Here is a 25,022-nt window from a genome sequence, read left to right as displayed (position 1 = left end):
GAACGACTCGCGTGGGTTTCGTTCAACGCCGGGCGGGGGCAAGCCCCGCACCCTACTTCGCTTTTCTTACCTTGCCATCCACCATTGCCCCGGTGCCATCCTGCAATAGCAGCGGCTGGTTCTTGGCGTTACCCGGCGCGCCGGCACCTTGAAAGTCGCGAATGCGTAGGCTAGTGAAGTGATTGACTTCGAGGCCATTCGATAGGAAAGATGCTTTCGCACCGTCCCAGTTCAGCTTGAAGTTGTCCACCGTCAGGCCGTTGACGTGCTCGGCCAGGAAGCCAGGAATATCGCGGGCGAAGAGGCCGAATTTGGGGTCGAGATTGCCGCGCAGGTCCACGTTGCCGCCGGCCACGCTGTTGAGCGGGCTGTCCACGAAATCGAAGGTGAGGTTGTGAAACTCCACGTCTTCGAGGGGGCTTTCGGTGGTGCCGTAGAGCAGGATGCCGTTTTCGCCCCGGCAGGTGATGTTGCTGAAGCGCACGTTTTTGATGCGGCCCATTTTCACGCTTTTATCGGCGTTGCCGCGAATGGCGGAGACGTGAATCGGCTCGCCGTTGCCCCACCAGTCGCCGGTGCGCAGCTTGGTTTCGATGCGAATATTATCGAAAGTCAGGTTTTCGAGCGAGCCTTCGTCGCGTAGCGAAATGTTGATGCCGCGCGTCGAATTCGTGATGTTGCAGTTGCTCACCGTCACGTTGCGCACGGTGTTCTGGTCAAGAAAGCCGATGCGGATGCCGCTGCTGGCCGACTGCAAGTTGCAGTTCGTAATCACGAAATTCTCCGAGACGTGGCGCAAATTGTGGTAGCCCGGAATCTCGAAGTGGTGATTGTAGCCACAGACAACCAGCGCGTCGTCGCCGGACTGAATATCGCAATCGCTCACCGTTACGTTGCTGCAACTGGTGAAGTCCACACCGTCGGCGTTGGGTACCAGCAGGTCCGAATAAAGCCGGATGCCCGTTACGCGCACGTCGTTGCAATCGGCGAAGTGCATCGTCCAGAACGGCGAGTTAATCAGCGACACATCCTTGACGGTCACGTTCTTACACACCGAGAATACTACCATTTGGCGGGGCCGGTCCTTGGGCACCACCGGGCCGTCGCCAATGCCGCTGGCTACGTGGCGGAAGTTGTTTTTCTGGCGCGTGTAGCGCGTGGAGGCGGTGTCTATTTTCTTGGCCTGGGTGAAGTCGTAGAACACCGAATTATTGCCGTCCACGGTGCCCTGGCCGGTGAGGGCCACGTTCTGCGCGTTTTCAGCATACAGCATTCCGTAGTAGTTCTGACCGTACACGGGCATGGTATAGGCGTGGTAATCAGCCAGATTGGGGCTACCCTTGAGCACCGCGCCGTTGTCGAGGTGCAGGGTCACGTTGCTTTTCAGGAAGACTGTGCCGATGACGTAAGTGCCGGCCGGCACTTCCACCGTGCCGCCGCCGGCCTGGGTGCAGGCGTCCACGGCTTTTTGAATGGCGGCGGTGGCCACGGTGCGGCCATCGGCCACCGCGCCGTAGGCGCGCACTGAATAGGTTTGGGCCAGCGCGGCCGTGGAAAAGGCCAGCGCGCCGGCCAGCAGCAGAAATTTACGCATAGAAGTAGAGTACTAAAAAGCGGAGCAACTCAGCTCCAATCAAAACTAACTACCTGGCTACCAAGACGCCACCGGGGCGAGAAGGACGGTAAGCCGCCCCGCTTAGTGGCCGGCATTCGGGCCAAGCACCCGCAGCTCCCACACCGAGGCATTGCGGTCTTCGGAGTTCAGCACGGTCAGGCGCACGTAGCGCGCCCGGAAATCCTGGTCCAGGGCCCGCGCCTGGTAGGCCATAATGGCTTCTTTGGAGTGGTCGGCCAGGGTAGTCCAGCTCAGGTTATCCGTAGAATATTCCAGCTTGAAAGTCAGCAACTTATCGGGATACTCGAAATCCATTTCCACCCGCTGCACGGCTTGCTCGCGCAGCAAGTCAATAGTGAGGGTGCCGGGCTCGTTAGCCCCGGTGGTCCAGCGCGTGTCGTTGCGGCCGTCCACGGCCTGAATGACGCGGTGGGCCGTCTCCTCGGTTTTGGCAGATACCGGCTTATTCAGGGCCAGGTTCTGGTAGGGGCTTTTGCGACCCAGCGCCGCCCCCAAGTCGTCGATATAACGCAAAAATTTCAGGCTGCCATCGGGGTTAAAAGTTACCTCGCTGGCGCAGGTGAAGCGGAAGCCGCAGGTGGGGGCGCGCTCCGCGTCTTGCCGATGGTAGAGCACAAAGGTGCGGCCTTCCACTTCCAGCATCGAGTTGTGGCCCGGCCCAAACACGCCGTGCGCCTCGTCGGTTTGCAGCAGCGGCGCGGGCGCGTCCACGTAAGGGCCGGCCAGCGACTTGGCCGTGGCGTAGCGCACGTTGTAGTTTTTTTGCGAGCAGCTCCCGCCCGCCCACATGAGGTAGTAGAGGCCCTTGCGGTAGAACAAATACGGCGCTTCGGTGAAGTCGAAGCGGCCCTTCACCGGGATGCGGTTGGTAATCCTGGTTAGGTAAGTAGGTGAGGCCGGGTCATTGTCCATCTCATAGATTTCCTGCGAGGCCGACACCACGTATATTTTACCCGACACGGGGTCGGTAAACGGCTCTAAATCAAAGCCCCCTAGCTGATTTGCCTTCTTAAACGGCCCCGTTGGCGTGTCGCCCACGTACACGTAGCCGGTGTAGTCCACTGAGCTTTGGCAGTAGAGATAGTACTTGTTATTCTTGCCCCGCACTACGGCCGGGGCCCACACCGATTTATAAGGCAGTCCCTCCACCACTTCCGGCTGCCAGTCGCTGAGGTTGGTCGAAGTCCAGACGAACGTCAGCCCCAGATTCCCGAAGGGTTGGTAGCCGTCGGTGGTCACGTACAGGTAGTACTTATCGCCAAATTTCTTGATGCTGGGGTCGGCAAAATAGCCCGGTAGCAGCGGGTTCTGGGCCTGCCCCAGCCGGGGCAATGTCAGGCCGGCCAGCAGCAGGAGGACGACCAGCCAGCGGGGGGGTAGGGAAAGGCGACTGTTCATAAGAGTAGGGTTACGGGTTCGGGGCATTCAGCCGGCGCAGCATTTCGAGGCAGGCGCGGCCGTTGTGGTAGGGGCATTTCCAGAAGCCGGCCTTGTCTTCGCCGGTCATCAGCGAGCCGTCGGCGTGCACGCCCCAGAACCACTCGCCGTTTTCTTTATCCAAAATGTGCTGCTGCGCGAAGCGCCACGCGCCCTCGGCCAGCGTCCGAAACTGCGCGTCGCCGCTCACCTGGTAGGCGTTGTAGAAGCCCACCACAGCCTCGGCCTGCACCCACCAGTGGCGGTCGGCATCGAGGTGGCCGCTGGGGTGCAGCTCGTAGGTCAGGGCGCCATCGGGCCCTACCCCCTCGGCGGCGGCGCGGGCCAGCTGCACGGCCGTTTGCTGAAAGTGGGCGACGAGGTCGGGCTCGTGCAGCACCTCGGCGGCCTCCAGCAGCAGCCAGGCCGCCTCCACGTCGTGGCCGTAGGACACGGCATCGGGCCGAGGCTGCCAGTGCTCATCCAGAAACAAGGTAAGGTGGCCGGTTTCCTGGTCAATAATGTGGTCCGTGAAGTCCAGCAGCAGGGAATCTATCTGCTGGCGCAGGTCCGCGTCGGGCCACTCGCGGTAGAGGTTGGCATACGCCTCCAGAATATGAAGGTGCGTATTCATGGTCTTCTTCTCGTTGGCATCCTTGGCACTCAGGCGCAGGTCGCCGAGTGGCTGCCAGTCGCGGGCAAAAGCTTCGAAGTAGCCCCCTTCCGCAGGGTCGAAGCTGTGCGCTTCAATGGTGCGGAACAGCGCCTGCGCGTGCGCCAGGGCCGCCGCGTCGCCGCTGGCGCGGTAATATTCGCTCAAACCATAAATGGTGAAAGCCAGCGCGTAAATCTGCTTCTTGGTATCGAGCGGCCGGCCCTGGTAGTCCACCGACCAGTACACGCCCCCGTGCTCCGCATCCAGAAAATGCGCCGTTATATACTCGTAGGCGCGCCGGGCCACAGCCAGGTTTTCGGCATTGGGCTGGTGGTTGCAAGCCGCCGCGAAAGTCCACAGAATGCGGGCGTGCAGCACCGCACCCTTTGGCGCAGTGGGACTCGGGCGGTTGTCGTTGTCAATTTTCCCCAGGAAACCGCCCTCCGCTTCGTCCGGCGCGAAGGTGCGCCAGTAAGCTAGGATATTATCTAGTTCCGTTTGAAATTCCGCGGCTTGCAGCATGGGTTTTTAATTAAAAATTATGAATTAAAAATTAAAAATCAGGGCTAAAAACACGAGGCTTTTATCCCCATTTTTAATTTATCATTTTTAATTTTTAATTCAAATTCCCCGAAACCCCGTTCGCACTTACGGCGCTCGCCACGCGCTCGCTCACCGAGGGGGTAGGGACGGCCAGGTTCCGGTCTACCAAGGCATTAATCGCCTGAACCGACAGCGCCGAGCGCAGGCCATCTTCGGGCGTATTTATCACGTAATCAAGCAGCTGCTCGATGGTGGTGGTGGCCACGTGCATGCGGGTATCGGACGAGGCGTAGTAGATGAACACCCGGCCGTCGTCGTCGGCAATCCAGCCGTTGCTGAAGGCTACGTTCGACACGTCGCCGACCCGCTCCTCCCCTTCCGGCGCCAGGAAATAGCCGGCCGGTTTGTGGGTGATGCGGGTCAGGTCGTGCAAGTCGGTCAGGAACATATACAGCACGTAGCGCAGGCCGGCGGCGGTATTGCGCACGCCGTGGGCCAGGTGCAGCCAGCCCTGGTCGGTCTTGATGGGACCCGGCCCGAGGCCGTTTTTCACTTCCGCGATAGTGTGGTACTGCTTTTTGTCAATAATAACTTCCTGCGTCACCTGGGCCGGGTTGATGCTCGCCGACAGGCCGAAGCCGATGCCACCGCCCTTGCCGGCATCGATAAAGCCATCCTGCGGGCGGGTATAAAAAGCGTACTTGCCATCTACTAATTCGGGGTGTAGCACCACGTTGCGCTGCTGGGCCGAGCCGGTGGCGAGGTCAGGCAGGCGCTCCCAGGTCACGAGGTCCTTGGTGCGGGCGATGCCGCACTTGGCCAGCGCGGCCGACTGGTCGGCATCCGGGGCGCTGGGGTCGCGGCGCTCGGTGCAGAAGAGGCCGTAAATCCAGCCGTCCTCGTGCCGCACCAGGCGCATGTCGTACACGTTGGTGTCGGGCTCCTCGGTTTCGGGCAGCGTGATGGGGCGGTCCCAGAACCGGAAGTTATCTATGCCGTTTTCGCTCTCGGCCACGGCGAAGAACGACTTGCGGTCGTTGCCCTCCACGCGCACCACCAGCACATACTTACCCTGCCACTTCATGGCCCCCGAATTAAGCGTGGCATTAATGCCGATGCGCTCCATCAGGAAGGGATTGGTGGCGGGGTTAAGGTCATATCTCCAAGTGAGTGGGGCGTGGGCCGCCGTAAGCACCGGGTGCTGGTAGCGGTCGAAAATGCCGTTGCCGACTTCCTGCTTTTCATTAAGAAGATGAAGTAGTTGGTCGTGCTTGGCTTGCAGCAGGTGCAGGCGGTGGTTGAAGACGGAAGACATTTCTTTAAGCTGTTAGCTATTAGCTGATAGCTGATAGCTTTTTTGAATAAATAAGAATATTTATATACTTTTGAACAGAGAGATAACAGCTAACAGCTACTAGCTAACGGCTTAAAAAGCTAGTCATCGCTCAGGCGATTCCACCAGGTTTTTTTCAGGATGGTGCCCACGATAATCAGAATGACCACTACCACGGCCAGCGGCACGTGCTGGCTCAGCAGCAGGTACATTGGCAGAATGGTGAGGCAGAGCTGCGCAATAATGCCCAGCACGATGTTGAACATGTTGCGCTTGAAGTTGCGGTTGGGCTGAAAGGTGGGGTCCAGGGCCTGCACCTCGGCCAGCACCGGACCCCAGAAGCCCCAGGGGCGCACCGTTTTATAGAAATGATGCAGCACGGCCGCCTCGGTGGGCGGCGAGAGGTAGGTGCCGATGATGGAGCCCGCCAGCGAGATGCCGAACAGCAGCGGAAACCAATACAGCAAATTGCCCGACTCGATGAAAAAGCCGAAAAAACCCGCCGCCACAATGCCCGTGGTCATGCCCACGAAAAAGCCCGTGGCGTTGAAGCGCCACCAATGCCACTTGAGCACGTTGGAAGCGATGTAGCCGCCGTAGAGCGCCGACACGATGAACTGCAACACCGTGTTCACATCGCGGGCCAGGAAGCCCAGCAGCACGCCCACGGCCACGACCAACACCCCCACCACGTAGTTCATGGACATGATGCGGCTGGTGCTGGCCTGCGGATTCACGTATTTGAGGTAGATATCATTCACTACGTACGCCTGCGCCGCGTTCACGGTGCCGCTGAACGTACCCATGAACGCGCCCAGCAGGCCGGTGAGCACCAGCCCGGCCAGGCCGGCCGGCAGAAAGTTATTGATGGTGGCGGGCAGAATGCGCTCGAAGTCGATGGCCCCGGTGGCGGTGCGCAGGTCCATCTGGTGGTAGTAGAGCAGGCCCAGAATGGTGAGGCCGATGATGAGCGCGTAGCGGATGGGTAGGAGAATAATCGAAACGAAGCCGCTCATCTTGCTGGCTTCTTCGGGCGAGCGGGTGCTCAGGATTTTCTGCATATCGTAGTTCGGCGCGGGGCCGGCCAGCGAGGCGAAAATGCCTTTGAAGGCCATCATCATGAAGAAAATACCGAACAGCGAATATCCGTCGCTGGAGATTTTACTATTGACTTCGGGGATGAGTTTCGACCAGTCGAGCCCCAGCCGCCAGCCGAAAAACGGGTTGAACCAGCCCTTAGGCACCGCCAATTCGTGGCCTTGCAGATTGATGTAAGCGATGATGGCAATGGCGATGCAGGCCACCGTCATGATGCAGTACTTGATAATATCGCCCAGCACGATGCTGTGCATCCCGCCGATGATGGAGTAGAACATGGCGAAGAGCGTGAACACGATGCCATACACGTGCGGCACGTATTGCGGCGCTACGTGGAAGGGAATGTAGCCGCTTACCAAGTTCCAGGGAATGAATATCTCAATGAACTTACCCAGCCCCACGAAGCCATAGGCCAGGAAGCCCAGACAGCTCAGCAGCGCAAACGCGATGACGACCTGGTGCGAGGCCCACACGCCCGGCCCCTTCTGCCCAAAGCGCGTGGCCAGCCACTCGGCCCCGGTGCTGGCCCCCGAGCGCCGCAGCCAGCGCGAGAGGTACATCATCAGAAACACCTGGTTGAACACCGGCCAGAGCCAGGGAATCCAGATGCTTTTCATGCCATAGACGAAGCACAAACTCACCATCCACATCGTGCCGCTGATGTCGAACATGTCCGAGGCGTCGCTCAAACCCAGCTTGTACCAGGGCAGGGTGCGGCCGCCCAGCATGTAGCTGTCCTTATCCTGGCTCGACTTTTTGCGGTAGTAGAGGCCAATGCCCACCGTCGCCAGCAGGTAGGTGGCGATGATGAGGAAGTCTATGAGGTGGAGCTTCATGCGGGGGGTAGGAAGTGGCGGCGCGAACGGTTACCTCACCCCCTAGCCCCCTCTCCTGCGGAGAGGGGGAACTAGCTCTAGTTTTAGTTTAGAGCTAGAAACTAGTTCTCCCTCTCCGCAGGAGAGGGGGCTAGGGGGTGAGGTAACCTGTGGAGGGCGATTACTACAAATTTTTAGAATACAGCTTCAAAGGCGCTATCTGCTTTTCCAGCAGCACTTTTTTATCCTTCACGAAGGCTTGGAAGTCGGCCGCGCTGGCCTGGCCGGGGTAGGGCGCGTAGTAGTGGTCGGGGCGGCCGTTGCGCCACACCAGCACGTAGCTCAGCTGATAGCCCGCGATGGTGGGCAGCAGGGTTTTAGTCCACCAGTTGGCGTCGGGCAGGCGCTCCGAGCCGGTTTCGGTGAGGGCGGGCAGCTTGTGGTGTTCTTTGGCTACTTCGGTGAGGATGGGCAGGTTGGCCGCCATTGCTTTCTTGAAAGCCGAGCCATCGCCGGCGTAGTAGATGTCCACGCCCAGCACGTCCACGTAGCCGTCGCCGGGGTAGCGTTCCAGGTAGTGGGCCGGGGTGTCAACGTCGGAAGGCGAGTAGGCGATGAGCAGGTTGTGCAGCTTTTTGGTATCGCGCAGGTAGTTGATAGTGAACTCGTAGAGTTGCTTGTACTGCGCGGCGGTGCAGTTCTTCTCGCCCCACCAGAACCACGAGCCGGTGTGCTCGTGGAAAGGCCGGAAAATCACCGGAATAGCCTCACCCTTCGCCCCTTTCAGGCTGCCCAGAAAGTTGCCCAGCCGGTCGAGGTAGCTCACGAATTTGGCGTGGTCCGGGCCGCCGGGCAGGATGTACTGCACAGTGCGCGTCGTATCCCAGGCGCTTTTGCCGTCGTGCGGGTTGTCGAGGTGCCAGCTGATGGTGTTGACGCCGCCCTGCGCGTACACCTGCTGGATATATTCGCGGATTTTGGCAAACGGCACCGCATCGAGGCTGCGGGCGCTATCCAGCTCCACGTGGCCCAACTCCCAGCCAAAAACGGCGGGGTAGGAACCCGTGACCGACTTCACGTCGGAGCGGCCGGCCTCGCCTATCCAGCGCTGGCCGGCGGGCGTGAGGCCGTAGGCCATATCATCCTGGTGGCCAAACATGACGCCCTTATCCAGCAGCTTGTGCAGGTTGCTGAGCAGGCGCTTGGTTTCGGGGGTAGCAGCGGGGTCGGCGGGAACTGCCTGGGCGTGGGCGTGGCTAGCCAGCGTGGTAACCAGCGCTAAGCCCAACGTGAGAGAACGAAAATTCATGGCTTATTTCATGGTTTTAAGATACTTGCCGACAACGGCCCAGGTGGACTTGTCGGCATCGAATACCGAGTTCAGGCCCTGCTCTTCGCCGCCGGGGTCGCCCAGGTAGGCATCGCCCTTCTTCCAGAACACCTGGCCGGGGATGGGCCGCGCCGTGCCGCCGAAGGCCCAGAAGTCGTAGCCCGTAATAATTGGGTTCGCCTTCACCATCCCGAAAAGGGCGGCGAAATACTCGTCGCGCAGCGTGGTGCTGGAGGTCAGGGTAAATACTTGTCCGTCGCGCGGCAGGCCAAACTCCTCAATCACCAGCGGCTTGCCCAGCTTTTGGGCCACGGCCACGTGGTTCTCCACGTAGGTTTTGGCTTTGGCAATAACGGCGGGCATCCCCTTGGCCGTGGCCGTGTCGCGGAACCAGCCCCAGTTCTTGGGCCAGATGTGGATGGTAAGGTAGTCGATGTTGGGGTCGGAGTGGACGCGCTCGAACACGTCCATTTTCCGGTCCGAAGCCGCGTCGCCCTCGCTGCCGGTGGTCAGCAAGTGGTTTTTATCCAAAGACTTAATGAGAGCCGAGGTATGCCGCATCCAGGTCTCGAAGGCGGGGGTAGCGGCCAGGGTCATGGGCCGGGGCTCGTTCATTATTTCCCAGGCCATGATGGCCGGGTCCTGCAAGTAGGGCTTCTTGGTGATGGTATTGGTGCGGGCCAGCACGTAGCGGATGTACGTATCCACCTGCTGCTGGCAGGGCGCGCAGGTGAAAAACTGCGCGACGTACTCCTGAAACTTATTCCAAACAAAATCCGGGTCTTTGGGCAGGGGCGTGGCGGGGTAGCCGTTCCACTCCAGGTACTGAGTAAGGCCGCCGCTCCACTCCCAGGTATTGGTAAAGTGTAGCACGGCCTTCATCTGACGCTTGTCCAGCTCAGCCAGCAGGTAGTCGAGCCCCACGGCGATATTCTCGTCAAATTTGCCCGGCTCGGTTTGCAGGGGCTGCGGCACGCGGTACTTGTAGCCGTGGTTCAGGCCCTCGGCTCCTACCATCACGCGCAGGTTGGTGACGCCCTGCTTTTTCAGAAAATCCAGCTCCTTGATTAGGCGGGCTTTGCCGGCTTCGCCCTGAGTAGCCAGCAGACCCCCGTACCAGTAGTTGGCCCCAATGAAGCGGTAGGGCTTGCCATCGAGCGTGAGTTCGGTGCCCTTGCGCCGCACGAAGCCGGTAGGCTGGGCGAAGGCCTGGGTGCAGCCCAGGGCAAGTGCTGCTAGCAGCAGCGAGCGCGACAGAATATTCTTCATAAGCATGTGAGCATAGTTTCTTACCCCGTAAAAGCACCGAGGCCGCCCCTGGTCTGTGGCAAGTAGCCACCCGGCAGGAACAGCCTCTGGGGCGTTAGTAGCGCAGCTACCTACCAGTCAATTCTTTAGGTAGCGAATGGGTTGGCCAGCACCTCGGCCCCGAGCCGCGGTCACGGCCTGGTTAAAGCGGCGGCGCGCTTGCGGATGGCGCTGGCGGGCAGTAGCCATAAAGATTGAGTGAGGTAGAAAGTGCAGGTGGGCAAAGGTCCTGAGAAAGAACGCGTCTTCGTAATACTATTTCGACGTTTGCTTGTAGAAGATTCGCGCACTATTAAGCAATTATGATTTTTTTATCAGCTAATCACTTGCTTATCAAGGTAAATTTTGTAAATAGCAGCTAAACGAACGTCCACTAGCAGTTGATAGCATTTTGTCTAAAAAGTGTACTTTTATTGGCTCGAACTATTAAACCTTTCCCACCCATGAAACAGGACATCATGCGCGAAATCACGCCGCTTACCCAAAGCGACTGCTTCACGCTCTTCTCGCGGGTCAAGAAAAAATTTGATTTCCCGCTGCACTACCACGAGGAATATGAGCTAAATCTTATCCTCAACGCCGGGGGTGCCAAGCGCATCGTGGGCGACCACATCGAGGTCATCGATGAGGTGGAGCTGGTGCTCGTGGGACCCAACCTCTACCACGCCTGGTTTACGCATAAGTGTGAAAGTGAGCTAATTACGGAGCTGACTATTCAGTTTCACAAGGACCTGTTTGAAGACCGGCTGCTGCGGCGCAACCAGCTCAGCTTTATCAAAACGATGTTTGACAAGGCCCAGCGCGGCATCTTGTTTTCGCCCGAAACGATTGAGCGCCTCCTACCCCGGCTGTTGCAGCTGGAGCAGAAAAATGGCTTCGACTCGGTGCTGGAATTGTTCTCCATTCTGCACGACTTGTCCACCTCGCGCAACATGCGCACTTTGTCGGACTCGTCTTCTGACAATGAGCAGTTTAACTACAACAGCCGGCGTATTGAGAAGGTATTCGAATACATGAACGCCAACTACAGCCGACCCATCAGCCTAACGGAGGTGGCGAAGGTGGCCAACATGCCCGAGGCGTCGTTCAGCCGCTTTATCAAAAAGCGCATCGGCAGCACGTTCATCGACAGCCTCAACGAAATACGGCTGGGCCACGCCACCCGCATGCTGATAGATACCACGCACAATGTGGCCGAGGTGGCCTACAAGTGCGGGTTTAATAATATCTCCAACTTCAACCGCACGTTTAAGAAGCGTAAAGGCTGCACGCCCAAGGAGTTTCGGGGTAATTTTTCGGGGAATCGGATATTTATTTAGCGCGTACCGACTGCGCCCTGTCATTGCGAGCGTAGCAAAGCGGAGCGCGGCAATCTTTCCTAATCGTCGGGGTAGTGACCCTAACGTGAAGGAAAGATTGCCGCGCTTCATTTCGTGGCGCTCGCAATGACAACTGGCTTTACTTCTCCGCCTTCGACATCGAAAACGGCGCGTCCCCTACCCCCGTGCCGCGGGTCGTATTCGGCTGGGCACTCATCTCAAAATTTAGGACGGCACCTTTCACCAGCTCGGCGTGGCTGAGCCAGTTGCGCGAATATTCCTGGCCGTTGACGGTTAAGCGGTTAATATATTTATTTTCGGCCGAGTTGGCGGGCGCGTTCAGCACCACGTCGGGGCCGCCGGGCAGGTGCAGGGTGGCTTTGGGGAAGAGCGGCGCACCGAGCACGTACTGGTCGGTGCCGGGGCACACGGGGTAGAAGCCCAGGGCCGAAAACACGTACCAGGCCGAAGTTTGGCCGTTGTCCTCGTCGCCGCAGTAGCCGTCGGGGGTAGGGCGGTAGAGGCGGTCGAGTACCTCGCGCACCCAATACTGGGCTTTCCAGGGCTGGGCGGCGTAATTGTAGAGGTAGATGATGTGCTGGGCCGGCTGGTTGCCGTGGGCATACTGGCCCATATCGGCCACCTGCATCTCCCGGATTTCGTGAATGACTTCGCCGTAGTAGCTCGCGTCAAAAATGGGGGGTAGGGTGAACACGGAATCGAGCTTAGTCGCGAATTTTTCCCTACCCCCCATCAGATTCATCAAGCCCTGCACATCGTGAAACACCGACCAGGTGTACTGCCAGCTGTTGCCTTCGGTGAAGGCATCGCCCCACTTGAAGGGGTTGAAGGGCGTTTCGAACGTGCCGTTCTGGTTGCGCCCGCGCATGAGGCCGGTCGGCTTGTCGTAGAGCTTGCGGTAGTTCTGGCTGCGCCGGCTGTAGAGGTCGATTTCCTTCTTCGGCTTATGTAAGGCCTTGGCCAGCTGCGCGATGGTGAAGTCGTCGTAGGCGTATTCGAGGGTGCGGGCGGCATTCTCCTTAATCTTCACATCGTAAGGCACATAGCCGAGCTTGTTGTAGTATTCCACGCCGGCGCGGCCCACGGCTTCGAGCGGCCCGGCGTGGTTGGCATCCTGGAGGAGCGCCTCGTAGAGCGTGTTGGTGTCGTTTGGGTCGGCGGGGCGTACGCCTTTGAGGTAGGCATCGGCCACTACCGAGGCCGAGTTGTTGCCCACCATCACGTTGCGATAGCCGGGGCTGGCCCACTCGGGCAGCCAGCCGCCCTCGCGGTAGTCGTTGGCGAGGCCGGCCTGCATCTTGGCGCTTTCGTCAGGATACACCAGGTTAAGCAGCGGAAACAGCGCCCGAAACGTGTCCCACACGCCCGTGTCGGTGTAAAGGTAGCCGGGTAGTACCTGGCCATTGAAGGGGCTGTAGTGCACGGGCTGCCCGGCCGCGTCCAGCTCATAAAAGCGGCGCGGAAACAGCAGCGCCCGGTACAGGCACGAGTAGAAGGTGCGCTGCTGCGCGTCGGTGCCGCCCGCCACCTCGATGCGGCCCAGCACCTGGTTCCAGGCGGCGCGACCTTCCTGCTTTACGGCTTCAAAATCCTTACTGCCAATCTCTTGCAGATTCCGTTCGGCCTGCTCGGCGCTGATAAACGACGAGGCCACCCGCGCCTGCACCTGCTCACCCTTGCGGGTTTTGAAGCTCACGGCCGCGCCCACGTGGTCGGCAGCCAGCTCTTGCAGGCCCGCCACCAAGGTTTTATCGTTGAAAATCCGGGCCTGGGTAAACGGGTGGTCGAACTCGACCACGAAGTAGTTTTTGAAATTGGCCGGCACGCCGCCGCTGTTTTTGGTGGTGTAGCCAACGATGCGATTCTGGGCCGGCAGGAGCTTCACCATCGAGCCCTTGTTTAGCGCGTCAAGCACTACCCAGGCACTGTCGGTGCGCGGAAAGGTGAAGCGGAAGCGGGCCGCCCGCTCGGTAGGCGCTATTTCGGTGGTGAGGTCATAATCAGCCAAGTACACGCGGTAGTAGTAGGGCTTGGCGGTTTCGGATTTGTGCGAAAACCAGCTGGCGCGGGCGTCCTCGTCCACCTTTACCCTGCCGGTGCCGGGCATGAGCGCAAACTGGCCGTAGTCGTTCATCCAGGGCGAGGGCTGGTGCGTTTGCTTGAAGCCCCGGATTTTATTGGCCTCATACTGGTAGGCCCAGCCGTTGCCCATTTTGCCGGTTTGGGGCAGCCAGCAGTTCATGCCCCAGGGCCGCGAAATGGCCGGATACGTATTGCCGTTCGAAAACTCGGGCTTCGAGTCGGTGCCCATCAGCGGGTTCACGAGGTCGGCCGGCGAGGGGGGGGTAGAGACTTGGGCCTGGGCGAACGTGCCCGTGCTGAGCGCGCGCAACATCGCGGCCAATAGGACTGTTTTGGTCATTCTGGAAAGTAAAATAATCGGCAACGCGCGGCGGGCAATTCTGTCCAAACAGCTTTCGAACTGCCAATCTAAGGTACCGGCGACCCAAATAACGGCGGGCAGAGGAGAGCAGATGAGTTTTTTAGCGGTAATTACCAGATAGTTGACCACCCAGCTTAGCGTAGCCGATTCAAAATTCAGCCGTCCGAACAGAGTCGCCCGAATACCTTTGCGCCCCGAATTGGTTAATCCGCCCTTCATGCGGATAAAATAATTCCAAGTTATATCCGTCTTGTTGCACCAAATCGGAAGCTGCAACATCATCTTGCTTCATGTAGTACCGAACGCCACTTCAAATGAAAGAACAAAAAGGGCTGGTTGCGCCAGCCGACGGCAAACTTGGCATCCTCCTACCCGGCATGGGAGCCGTGGCCACTACCCTCATCGCGGGCGTGCTGGCGGTGCGCAAAGGCACTGCCCAGCCCATTGGCTCGCTCACGCAGATGGGCAAAATCCGCACTTCAACCGGCAACCCCGTCATCAAAGACTTTGCCCCGCTGACGGCCCTTGCTGATATTGAGTTTGGCGGCTGGGACGTGTACGAGGACAACGTGTACGAGGCGGCCCTGAAGGCCGGCGTGCTGGACTACCGAACCTTGCAGCCCGTGCGCGCCGAGATGGAGGCGCTGGTGCCCATGAAGGCCGCGTTTGACCCGCGCTACGTCAAGAACCTGGACGGCACCCACGTCAAGACCTACACCACCAAGCTCGACCTGGCCGAGCAGGTTATCGCTGATATTCGTAACTTTAAGGCCACCCGCGACTGTAGCCGCCTGGTCATGGTGTGGTGCGGCTCGACGGAAATCTACCACGAGCTGACCGACACGCACCGCACGCTGGCCAACTTTGAGGCGGGCCTGCGGGCCAACGCGCCCCACATCGCGCCCAGCATGATATACGCCTACGCCGCCCTGCGCGAGGGCGTGCCGTTCGTGAATGGTGCCCCCAACCTGACCGTGGACGTGCCCGCGCTGCTGGAGCTGGCCGCCACCACCGGCACGCCGGTGGCCGGCAAGGACTTCAAAACGGGCCAGACCCTGATGAAAACCATCGTAGCCCCCGGCCTGAGTGCCCGCTCGCTGGGGGTGCGAGGCTGGTTCTCCACCAATATTCTGGGCAACCGCGACGGCCTGGTGCTCGACGACCCCGATAACTTCCGCACCAAGGAAGTGTCGAAGCTGAGCGTGCTCGACAGCGTGTTTCACCCCCAAGAAAACCCGGAGCTATACGGCGATATGTACCACAAGGTGCGCATCAATTACTACCCCCCCGCCGGCGACAACAAGGAGAGCTGGGACAACATCGACATCTTTGGCTGGCTGGGCTACCCGATGCAGATTAAGATTAACTTCCTCTGCCGCGACTCCATCCTGGCGGCCCCGCTGGTGCTCGACCTAGCCCTGTTTATGGACCTGGCCAAGCGCGCCGGCCTGGCGGGCGTGCAGGAGTGGCTCTCGTTCTACCTCAAGTCGCCCCAAACCGCGCCTGGCCTGCGGCCCGAGCACGACATCTTCAAGCAGCTCGTGACGCTGCACAACACCTTGCGCCTGCTCATGGGCGAAGAGCCCGTGGCCGCCGCCAGCGAAGAAGCCTACCAAGATGGTCCGGCGATGTGAAGGAGTTAGGAGTTGAGCGTTAAATTCTCTCGAAGTATTATTCAACTCTTACTCTTAACTCCTAATTCTTAACTGATTACTCAATTGTTTAATCTATTCGCCAGCGTGCTAGGCATCGGGTACGTGAAAGGCGGCGGCACGGTGGCGGCCGCCGCCTGCTGCCTCGCCTTATACCTGGCCCGCACCCGCGACCCTACGCGGCGGCCCGGCCCGGCCACCCTATTCACGCTCGGGGTGCTGGCCGCGGGCACGCTGGCCGCCCAGCGCGTCGAGCCTGAGTGGGGCAAAGACAGCTCGCGGGTTGTCATCGATGAGGTGGCGGGCATGTGGGTCGGCATGTTGCGGATTCCCGTTACGGGGCCGAACTTACTGGCCGGCCTCGTGCTGTTTCGCTTTTTTGATATCACTAAGCCTTTGTTTATCAAGAATATGGAAGAGCTACCGGGCGGCGTGGGCGTGATGATGGACGACGTGCTAGCCGGCCTCTACACCAACCTGCTGCTACAAGCCGGCCGGCGGCTGGGCTACCTATAAGGGTGGTGGGCTACCGCCGGTTTTTGCGCGCGCAAGCCGCCGCCGCGACCGGCACGGCTGTCGATTTTTTGGTGACAGTGGCCTGCGTCGAGGGCCTGCACAGCTGGTATTTGCTCGCCACGGCGCTGGGCAACACGGCCGGGGGCCTAGTCAATTTTTACCTGGGGCGGCACTACGTGTTTCAGGCACCGCACCAGCGGGCTCCGGCGCAGGGCGGCCGGTATTTTTTGGTGTGGCTGGGCAGTATGCTGTTGAACGCTGGTGGCGTTTATCTGTTTACCCAGCAATTACACCTAAATTATCTGGCAAGCAAAGTGCTGGTTTCCCTAGCGGTTGGCGTCGGGTTCAACTACTTTTTGCAGCTCTATTTTGTATTCAGGAAATGATAAGGTTTTGGTGTAGCAGGCTTTTGGCCCCGGTGGGGCTGCTCTGGCTGCTGCTGGTACTACTCGCGGGGCCGGCGCTGGCCCAGACTACCACCATCAGCGGAGTGGTGACGGATGCCCGGACGAAGGCCAAATTGCCCTTCGTGAGCGTTGCCGTGCCCCAGTCGGCCCTCGGGGTCAACACCGATGAGCAGGGGCACTACTCGCTGCAAGTGCCCGCGCAATACGCGACCCTGGTTTTCACTTACCTGGGCTACCGGCAGGTGACCAAAACGTTCGTGCCCGGCCAGCCGCTGACCTTGAATGTGCAGCTGGTGACCAGCTCGGCGCAGCTCAACGAGGTGGTCGTCAAGGGCACCAAGCCGCCGCGCTATAAAAATAAGGAAAATCCCGCCGTGGAGCTTATCCGGCAGATTATCGCCCACAAGGCCGAGAATCAGCCCGAAAGCTACCCCTACGTGGAGTATGAGAAGTACGAGAAGATGGGGTTCTCGTTCAGCAACTTATCGGAGAAATTCAAGAACCGGAAGATATTTCACAATTACCAGTTTTTATTTAAGAAGCAGGATTCGACGGCGGTGGGCGGCGTGAACGTGCTGCCGGTGTACCTGGAGGAGAAGCTGTCGAAGGAATACTACCGCAAAGACCCGCCCACGCTCAAAACCGTGGTGCTGGCCAGCAAGCAGGTGCAATTTGACAAGCAATTCATTGATAATGACGGCCTGAGCACCTACTTCAACCGGATGTATCAGGACATCAACATCTACGATAACAACGTGAGCCTGCTCGGCAATCAGCTGCTGAGCCCCATTGCCAACGGCGGACCGACCTTTTACCAATACTACATCAGCGACACGCTCAAGGAGCACGTGCCGCAGCTAATTGAGTTGAGCTTTAACCCACGCAACCGGGGCGACCTGCTCTTCACGGGCAAGCTCTACGTGACGCTCGACGGGCACTACGCCGTGCAGCGCGCCGAGCTGGGGGCAGATAGTCGCATCAACCTCAACCTCATACGCAGCCTCAGCGCCGACCTGGAGTTCGCGCCCAACCCCGACCAGCGCTACCACCTGCGCAAGAGCGTGCTGGCCATCGACTTCAGCCTCACCCGCAAGGGCTCGGGCTTTTTTGGCGTGCGCACGGTCATCAACGAGAACTACCGCATTGGCCAGCCCGAGCCCGACAGCCTCTACGCCGGCCCGGCCGTGGTGATGGCCGACAGCACCACCGGCCGCGACGCGGCTTTCTGGCAACAAAACCGGCCCGACAGCCTGACGCTGATGGAGCGGACGATTTACAAAAATATCGATACGCTCCAGACTATCAAGTCGTTTCAGCGCTCGCTCACGCTGTTTACGTTCCTGTTTTCGGGCTACAAGGCGTTTGGGCCGATTGACGTGGGGCCATCCAACACGTTTTACAGCTTCAACCCGGTGGAGGGCTTCCGGCTGCGGCTGGGGGGTAGGACGACGCCGGACTTCAGCAAGCGCATTTATTTTGAAACCTACGGGGCCTACGGCTTCCGGGATGAGAAGTGGAAATACTTCTTCAGCTCGACGTATTCGCTTAATAATAAGTCGATTTACACCTTTGCGCAGAATTTTATCCGGGCCAGCTTCCAGCGCGACACCAAGATTCCGGGGCAGGAATTGCAGTTCGTGCAGGAAGACAATTTTTTGCTGTCCTTTAAGCGCGGCATCAATGATAAATACTTGTATAATGACATTGCGCGCTTTGACTACCTGCACGAGTTCAACAACCACTTTTCGTACGCGCTCAGCTTCAAAAACTGGTTGCAAAGTCCGGCCGGCGGCCTCTATTTCCGCAACCGCGTGGCGGGCGAAGCTCACCCAATTGCCGGCCTGCGCACCACCGAGCTGGGGCTGACGCTGCGCTGGGCACCGCGCGAAAAGTTTTACCAAGGCAAGCTCTACCGCACACCCATCATCAGCCCCGCGCCCGTTTACACGCTCATTCTCAACGCGGGCTTCAAGGGCGTGCTGGGCGGCGAGTACACCTACCAAAACCTGGTTTTCAACTTCAACAAGCGGTTTTATCTCTCGCAGCTGGGCCACACCGACGTCACGTTTGAGGCGGGCTACCTGTTTGGGCAGGTGCCGTTTCCGTTGCTCGATATTCACCGCGCCAACCAGACGTTTTCGTACCAGCTACAATCGTACAACCTGATGAATTTCCTGGAATTTTCGAGTGACCACTACGCCAGCCTGTTCCTGGACCATAATTTCAACGGCTTCATTTTCAATAAGCTACCCCTCATCCGGCGGCTGAAGTTGCGCGAGGTGGCGTCGCTCAAAATTCTCTACGGCGGCCTGCGCGACCAGAACAATCCCGGCCTGCACCCCGAGCTATACGAATTTTTGCGGGCCGACCTGGGCCGGGGCCAGCCCATCGCCTTTTCGCTGGGCAGCCAGCCCTACGCCGAAGCCAGCGTGGGCCTGGCCAACATCTTCAAGCTGTTTCGGGTGGACTTGGTGCGCCGCCTCACGTACCTGGACAACCCCAACGTGGCGGCGTGGGGCATTCGGGGCCGGTTTAAGTTTGATTTTTAACGCCCCGACCCGCATGACATTCGACGCACTCCGCACCGCGCTGCAAGGCGGCATCTACCAGGTTATCAACCCCTTCGTGCGGCTGCTGATTCGGCTGGGCTTCACGCCCAACGCCGTGACACTCACGGGCTTCGGGCTGAACGTGGGGGTAGCGGTGCTCTTCATCGTGGGCGGCGAGGAGGGCAACCGCGGCGACCTGCGCTACGTGGGCTGGGGCGGCGCGCTCATCCTGTTTGCGGGCCTCTTCGATATGCTGGACGGGCAGGTGGCGCGCCTGGGCAATATGCAGAGCACCTACGGCGCGCTGTTCGACTCAGTGCTAGACCGTTACAGCGAGCTGTTTACCTTCCTGGGCATCTGCTACTACCTGGTGGCGCACCACTACCTGCTGGGCTCGCTGGGCGCGTTCATCGCCCTCATCGGCTCGATGATGGTGAGCTACACCCGCGCCCGCGCCGAGGGCCTAGGCGTGGAGTGCAAGGGCGGCCTGATGCAGCGCCCCGAGCGGGTAGTGCTGCTGGGCGTCAGCGCCTTAGCCTGCGGCGTCAGCTCGGCCTGGCTGGGCGGCGACTATAAGCTGTTCGTGCCGGGCATTCCGTTTCACGTCTTTGAAACCATGTCGATTCTCACCTTCCCGATTGCCGTGCTGGCCGTGCTGGCCAACATTACGGCCGTGGCGCGCCTGCGCCAGGCCAAGCGGGCGCTGGCCCTGCGCGCCGCCGCGCCGGCCGCCGCCCTACCCCCCTCCCAGGCGGCGAAGGCGGCGGTGCTGCTTATCGGCTTGCTGGGCAGCAGCTTATCGCTGGTGGCGGCGGGGCAGCAGCCCACGCCCATGCTCACGTATCCGGTGCCGAGCGGCGTGGCGCACCAGCTTTTTTACTTGCAGCGCGACCCCAATACCAATACCATCATCTACCAGCTGAACGTGAACAGCGCGGGCCAGCTGGATGAGGACGAGCCCATTAATATTTTCTGGCTGCGGTATGAGGAACAGGGGCAGCGCAAGGACCTGAATTTTATTCAGCGCCGGTTTGCCTACGGCCTCAGCGCCAGAAAGATAGCGCCGGGCAAGTACGCGCTGAAATTTGCCGCCTACGGCAAGGTGCCGTTCGTGCTCATGAAGTCCGGCTTCGACAACGCCTTTCACGTGTACGCGACCGTGGCCAACAAGCAGATTCAGCTGGAGCGGGTGTACCTGCGCATTGAGGGCGGCACGTTTTGGGTGCCTAACGTCCGGTATATTGAGCTGACGGGCCGCGACGCGGCCAGCCAGAAGCCGGTGGTGGAGCGGATTCCGGTGTAGCCCGCTCGCCACCGTTGTTTACCGGCCCGCTCCGGCCGAATTTCTTTCTATGCCCTACCCCCCTTCTGGTGCCGCACGCTGGCCCGCCGGCCGCCATCTCACCTGGCTGGTGCCGGCGCTCACGCTGGCTTATTTTTTTCTTTCGCACTGGCTGCTGGGCTTTCACGCCGAACAGGTGGTGCTGGTGGTGCTGGTCAATGGCTGCTATTTTTTATCCGGTTTCACCCGTCGCCTCATCACCGGGTTTTCTATCTTTCTGGTCTACTGGGTGTTGTATGACTACCTGAAGATTATTCCCAACTACCTGGTGCGGGCGGTGGACATCGCGTCGCTCTACCACGCTGAGAAAAGCCTGTTTGGCATCCATTCGCAGGGCCTGCTGCTGACGCCCAATGAGTACTGGCTATTGCACAAACACACCTGGCTGGACGTGGCCTGCGGCATCTTTTACCTGTGCTGGGTGCCCGTGCCGCTAGTTTTCGCGGGCTATTTATTTTTCACCAATCGCCGGCTGTTCTTTGAGTTTTCGCTCACTTTTCTCATTGTTAACCTGCTGGGGTTCACGCTCTACTACCTGCACCCGGCGGCCCCGCCCTGGTACGTGCAGCAGCACGGCTTCGCGTTTCAACCCCTGAAGCTGGGCAGCACCGCCGGCCTGGCCCGCTTCGACGCCTACTTTGGAGTTGGCCTATTTCAGTCTATCTACGCCAAGAATTCCAACGTTTTCGCGGCAATGCCCTCGCTGCATTCGGCCTACCCGGTGGTGGTGCTGTACTACGCGGTGAAAAACCGGTCGGGTTGGCTGAACCTGTTCTTTCTCAGCGTTATGCTGGGCATCTGGTTTGCGGCGGTTTACAACAGCCACCACTACGTGCTGGACGTGCTGGCCGGCATCACCACCGCGCTGACGGGTATTTTTATCCTGCAATTACTGCTGGCCAGGAGCTTGGTGTTCAAGCGGTTCGTGGCGGCTTTTATGCGCGCTACCGACCCGGCGGCGTAGCGTGCGCGCGCTGGGGTTTTCCTACCCCCCCTGGGCGGGGCAAGAGGCCCGCACGCCAGCCGGGCTACTTGCGGCCGTCCGTGACGCCCGGCCAGCTATCGGTGCGGAAGGGCACGGCGGGCAGGCCCGCTTTATTATAGAGGTTGCCGTTGGGGCTGTCGGCCCAGTCGTAGCGCACGGCCACGGGGTTTTTCACCTCGGCGCTCTGCACTACCACCTCGTTGCCCACCAGCCGGGCCGTGGCCCAGTGAAACTGCCGGTCGGCCCCGGCCACCGCGAAGCCGCGCAGCGCGGGGCCATTCTGCACCTCAAGGCCGGGGCCGAGGTGGGTAAATTTCAGGCGAATGGCCCCGCCGCTGGCCGCCATGCCGACGTAGGTAGGGCCGCTGTAAACCATCTGGTTATCGCCGTAGGTTACGTGGCGGGCGGCCAGGGCCAGGCGGCGGCCCACTTCCTGTTTGTTATGGGGGTGAATGTCGGCCGGATTGCCAATGTCGATGGCCGTGGCCATGCCCGTGCGGGGCAGCTTGAGGGCCAGCGCCTGCGCCTCGCGCAGCTCGGCCCAGGCCGACTCGGCCGGCTGGGGCCGGGCGGGCTGGAAGTTGGCCAGCTGCACAAACAGGAAGGGCAGGTCGGCCCCGAAGTGCCGACGCCAGTCGGTGATGAGCGCCGGAAACAGCGTGCGGTACTGCTCGGCGCGGTCGGCGTTGGTTTCGCCCTGATACCAGATAACCCCTTTGAAAGCAAAGGGCTGGAGCGGCGCAATCATGGCGTTGTAAAGGGTAGTGGGGGCCATTTGGCTGCCGCCCGGCGCGGGCGCCACGGGCTGGTCCTCGGGGGGTAGGCCCACCTGGTACTGCCAGGGACCGGCCAGCGCTAGCGTCTGGCCCGCGCCGCGCAGGGCCAGTTCACTGGGCTCGCCCGCGATGCCGCCGCCGCCGCCCGTGTCTACCACGCGCACGGCCAGCACGTTGCGGCCCGGCCGCAGCACACCGGCGGGCACCTGGTAGGTGCGCAGCTTGTCGTAGCCGTAGCCGTAGCCCACCCGCTGGCCATTGATATAGGTGCTGTCGCTGTCGTCAATCTTGCCCAGCGTGAGGGTCAGCGGCTGGCCGGCCAGCGCGGCGGGCAGGTCGATTTCCTTCCGAAACCACACGATGCCGTCGTAGCTGGCCAGGGCCGGCGTGGCTTCCCAGAGGCCGGGGAGGGACATGGTAGGCCAGGCGCGGGCGTCGAAATCGGGCGCAGCCCAGGTGGTGCCGTTCGGCAGGTAGCCTTTGTCGTGGGCCCGCACGTTGCGCAGCAGCTCGCGCTGCTGGGTTTCGTAAGCACGCTGGTCGTCGCTGAGGCTGGTCGTCTTGGCGGCAAAGGTGGCAATGCGGGGCGCGAATTCGGGCAAGGTTTTCAGGCCCTCGGCGCTCACCCAGGCCTCGGCGGGCGTGCCGCCCCAACTGCTCACTACCACGCCCATCGGCACGTGGTACTTCTCATATAAATCGCGGCTAAAAAAGTAGGCCACCGCCGAAAACCCGGCCACGGTGGCTGGGCTGCATACCTGCCAGCCCGTGCCCGCCAGTTCAGCCTGCGGCCGGTAGGCCACGGCCTGGTCGGCGGTGAAAAAGCGGATGTCGGGCCAGTTGGCGGCGGCTATTTCCTGGTCGGCGTTCTGGGTGGGCTGGTAGCCGCCGGGGTTGGCATCCTTCACCTTAAACTGCATGTTAGACTGCCCCGAGGCCAGCCACACATCGCCCACCAACACATCAGTCAACTCAATGGTATTCTGGCCTTTCACCGTCAGCTCATACGGCCCGCCGGCGGGGGTAGGCGGCAGCGTGGCTTGCCAGCGCCCGCTGGCATCGGGGGGGGTAGCCCGGTACGTTTTGCCCCGAAACGTGAGGCTGACGGCCTCGCCTAGCGCGGCCCAGCCCCACACCGGCACGGGGCGGTCGCGCTGCAACACCATGTGGCTGCCTACCAGCGCGGGCAGGCGCACGGTGGCGTGGGTGGCCGGGACCAACAGGCTCAGCAGCAAAGTAGTAGCGGTAAGTTTAGAAACGAACATCGGCGAAGGGTAGGAGTGGAAGAAGGCGGGCGGAACGAAGGTCGGGCGGAAGCACGGGTGAGCGCTAGTATTTTTTTGACAAAAATGAGCATTTTTTGCATTTTAAGCTGGCCGTTCCGGCGATAAATAGGGGCTTGGCGAATACCTTTAGCACCCGGTTCAAACTTTTCCCACCCCGCATGGCTACCCCCATCATTACCTCGGCTGCCCGGCCCACCCCGGCTACCAGCCTCACCCCTACCCCCCGCTACACCTCGGCCCTGGCGTCGCTCACGGTGTTATTTTTCATGATGGGGTTCATCACCTGCCTGAATGACATCCTGATTCCTTACCTGAAAGGGTTGTTCAGCTTGAGTTATGCCAAAGTTATGCTGGTCAACTCCTGCTTTTTCGGGGCTTACCTGATAATGGGCATCCCGGCTGGCTACGTAGTTAAGCGGCTGGGTTACAAGCAGGGGATGCTGGTGGGCTTTCTGGTGGCGGCGCTGGGCTGCTTTTTGTTTTTCCCCGCCGCTGGGAGCCGCACGTTCGGGCTATTCCTGGGAGCGCTGTTCGTGCTGGCCTCGGGCGTGGTTATGCTGCAAGTGGCCGGCAACCCCTACGTGTCCATTCTGGGTCCGCCCGAGTCGGCGTCGGCCCGCCTCACGCTCACCCAGGCGTTCAACTCGTTGGCCACCGCCATTGCCCCGCCGCTGGGCACGGCCCTCATCCTGTCCAAGCTCCCCGACCTCAAGAAGCTGACCGCCGTGCAGGCTGCGGCCATCGACGTGGCCCCCGTGCAGTCGCTCTACCTCTACATTGGCCTGGCGCTCGTCATCATCAGCGGGCTGCTGTTTTTTCTGAAAATGCCGGTCATCGAGCACGCGCCGGCCGCCCCCGGCGACACCTCCAACGCCTGGAACTACCGCCACCTGCTGCTGGGCCTGGTGGCCATCTTCACCTACGTGGGGGCCGAGGTGGCCATTGGCTCCGCGATGCTCAACTATCTGATTCAGAAAGACGTAATGGACCTTTCGTCCGTAGCCGCCGGCAACAAAGTCGGGCTCTACTGGCTTGGGGCGATGGTTGGCCGCTTCATCGGCGTTGGGGTGCTGAGCCGCGTGCGGCCCGGCCGGGTGCTGGCCCTCAACGCCCTGGGAGCCGTGGTGCTCATCCTGATTTCGATTAACACCAACGGGCCGGTGGCCATGTACAGCATCCTGGCCGTGGGCCTGATGAACTCCATCATGTTCCCGACCATCTTCACGCTGGCCGTGGCCGGGCTGGGCCGCCACACCGAGCAGGCGTCGGGGCTGCTATCGGCCGCCATCGTGGGGGGGGCCATCATTCCGCCGCTGTTCGGGCTCATGGCCGATAGCCAGCTGGGCGGCGGCGGGGTGCACGCGTTCCGGCTGGCCTACCTGCTGCCGATGGTGTGCTACGCCTACATTGCCTGGTATGGGGTTCGTGGCCACCAGCCCGCGCCGGCCGGCCTCGAAATGGCCCCCGAAACGCCCACCTTCACCTGATGCGGGCCGCCCTGCTCCTCACGGCAGTGCTGGCCACGGCGGCTGGTGCCGCCCGGCTGGCCCCGGCCCAGCAGGCCCCCCCCGGCCAGCCGGCCGCGTCACGCA

The 25,022-nt window shown here is 60.6% G+C and carries 17 protein-coding genes; 8 read left to right on the top strand and 9 right to left on the bottom strand.

What is annotated here, in order from left to right:
- Positions 1-52: 52 nt before the first annotated feature.
- The 7 genes from A0257_01755 to A0257_01725 form a co-directional block, all read right to left on the bottom strand.
- Positions 53-1,594, bottom strand: coding sequence for a hypothetical protein (locus tag A0257_01755; protein ID AMR25945.1), 1,542 nt, complete (start codon positions 1,592-1,594; stop codon positions 53-55).
- Between the two features lie 102 nt (positions 1,595-1,696).
- Positions 1,697-3,034 carry a hypothetical protein gene (locus A0257_01750; GenBank protein ID AMR25944.1) on the bottom strand — a complete coding sequence of 446 codons (1,338 nt, stop codon included), beginning with the start codon at positions 3,032-3,034 and terminating at the stop codon, positions 1,697-1,699.
- Between the two features lie 10 nt (positions 3,035-3,044).
- On the bottom strand, positions 3,045-4,229 hold the full coding sequence (locus A0257_01745) for an N-acyl-D-glucosamine 2-epimerase (protein AMR25943.1): 1,185 nt from the start codon (positions 4,227-4,229) through the stop codon (positions 3,045-3,047).
- 94 nt (positions 4,230-4,323) lie between these two features.
- Positions 4,324-5,565 carry a glycosidase gene (locus A0257_01740; protein AMR25942.1) on the bottom strand — a complete coding sequence of 414 codons (1,242 nt, stop codon included), beginning with the start codon at positions 5,563-5,565 and terminating at the stop codon, positions 4,324-4,326.
- A gap of 119 nt (positions 5,566-5,684) precedes the next feature.
- Positions 5,685-7,517 carry a sodium:solute symporter gene (locus A0257_01735; GenBank protein ID AMR25941.1) on the bottom strand — a complete coding sequence of 611 codons (1,833 nt, stop codon included), beginning with the start codon at positions 7,515-7,517 and terminating at the stop codon, positions 5,685-5,687.
- Positions 7,518-7,680: 163 nt separating this feature from the next.
- Positions 7,681-8,760: a beta-mannosidase gene (locus tag A0257_01730; GenBank protein AMR29579.1), complete on the bottom strand. Its 1,080-nt coding sequence runs from the start codon at positions 8,758-8,760 to the stop codon at positions 7,681-7,683.
- A 48-nt stretch (positions 8,761-8,808) separates the two neighbouring features.
- Positions 8,809-10,095, bottom strand: coding sequence for a hypothetical protein (locus A0257_01725; GenBank protein ID AMR25940.1), 1,287 nt, complete (start codon positions 10,093-10,095; stop codon positions 8,809-8,811).
- A gap of 482 nt (positions 10,096-10,577) precedes the next feature.
- Between A0257_01725 and A0257_01720 the strand changes: the two genes are divergently transcribed.
- Positions 10,578-11,453, top strand: a complete 876-nt coding sequence (locus A0257_01720) for a transcriptional regulator (protein ID AMR25939.1) — start codon at positions 10,578-10,580, stop codon at positions 11,451-11,453.
- 139 nt (positions 11,454-11,592) lie between these two features.
- On the opposite strand, the gene A0257_01715 is transcribed toward A0257_01720, so the two are convergent.
- Positions 11,593-13,896 (bottom strand): alpha-mannosidase, encoded by a 2,304-nt coding sequence (locus tag A0257_01715; GenBank protein ID AMR25938.1) that lies wholly within the window; start codon positions 13,894-13,896, stop codon positions 11,593-11,595.
- 335 nt (positions 13,897-14,231) lie between these two features.
- Here A0257_01715 and A0257_01710 point away from each other — a divergent pair, with 335 nt between their 5' ends.
- The 6 genes from A0257_01710 (at position 14,232) to A0257_01685 (ending at position 21,347) form a co-directional block, all read left to right on the top strand.
- Positions 14,232-15,551, top strand: a complete 1,320-nt coding sequence (locus A0257_01710) for an inositol-3-phosphate synthase (GenBank protein AMR25937.1) — start codon at positions 14,232-14,234, stop codon at positions 15,549-15,551.
- A gap of 75 nt (positions 15,552-15,626) precedes the next feature.
- Positions 15,627-16,085 (top strand): phosphatidylglycerophosphatase A, encoded by a 459-nt coding sequence (locus A0257_01705; protein AMR25936.1) that lies wholly within the window; start codon positions 15,627-15,629, stop codon positions 16,083-16,085.
- Between the two features lie 2 nt (positions 16,086-16,087).
- Positions 16,088-16,471, top strand: a complete 384-nt coding sequence (locus tag A0257_01700; GenBank protein AMR25935.1) for a hypothetical protein — start codon at positions 16,088-16,090, stop codon at positions 16,469-16,471.
- A complete protein-coding gene (locus A0257_01695; GenBank protein AMR25934.1) occupies positions 16,468-19,041 on the top strand; it encodes a hypothetical protein in 2,574 nt (857 codons plus the stop codon). Before A0257_01700 ends, A0257_01695 begins: the two co-directional genes overlap by 4 nt.
- A gap of 13 nt (positions 19,042-19,054) precedes the next feature.
- Positions 19,055-20,344, top strand: coding sequence for a CDP-alcohol phosphatidyltransferase (locus tag A0257_01690; GenBank protein AMR25933.1), 1,290 nt, complete (start codon positions 19,055-19,057; stop codon positions 20,342-20,344).
- 49 nt (positions 20,345-20,393) lie between these two features.
- Complete coding sequence (locus A0257_01685) at positions 20,394-21,347, top strand: PA-phosphatase (protein ID AMR25932.1); 954 nt, start codon at positions 20,394-20,396, stop codon at positions 21,345-21,347.
- A 64-nt stretch (positions 21,348-21,411) separates the two neighbouring features.
- On the opposite strand, the gene A0257_01680 is transcribed toward A0257_01685, so the two are convergent.
- Positions 21,412-23,409 carry a hypothetical protein gene (locus A0257_01680; GenBank protein AMR25931.1) on the bottom strand — a complete coding sequence of 666 codons (1,998 nt, stop codon included), beginning with the start codon at positions 23,407-23,409 and terminating at the stop codon, positions 21,412-21,414.
- Between the two features lie 179 nt (positions 23,410-23,588).
- On the opposite strand from A0257_01680, the gene A0257_01675 reads away from it, so the two are divergent.
- Positions 23,589-24,917, top strand: a complete 1,329-nt coding sequence (locus tag A0257_01675; GenBank protein AMR25930.1) for a hypothetical protein — start codon at positions 23,589-23,591, stop codon at positions 24,915-24,917.
- Positions 24,918-25,022: the final 105 nt, after the last annotated feature.

This window comes from Hymenobacter psoromatis (assembly GCA_001596155.1).
GTDB lineage: Bacteria > Bacteroidota > Bacteroidia > Cytophagales > Hymenobacteraceae > Hymenobacter.
Note: the sequence above shows the minus strand (reverse complement) of the source record. Positions and strands in the feature narration are given on the sequence as shown.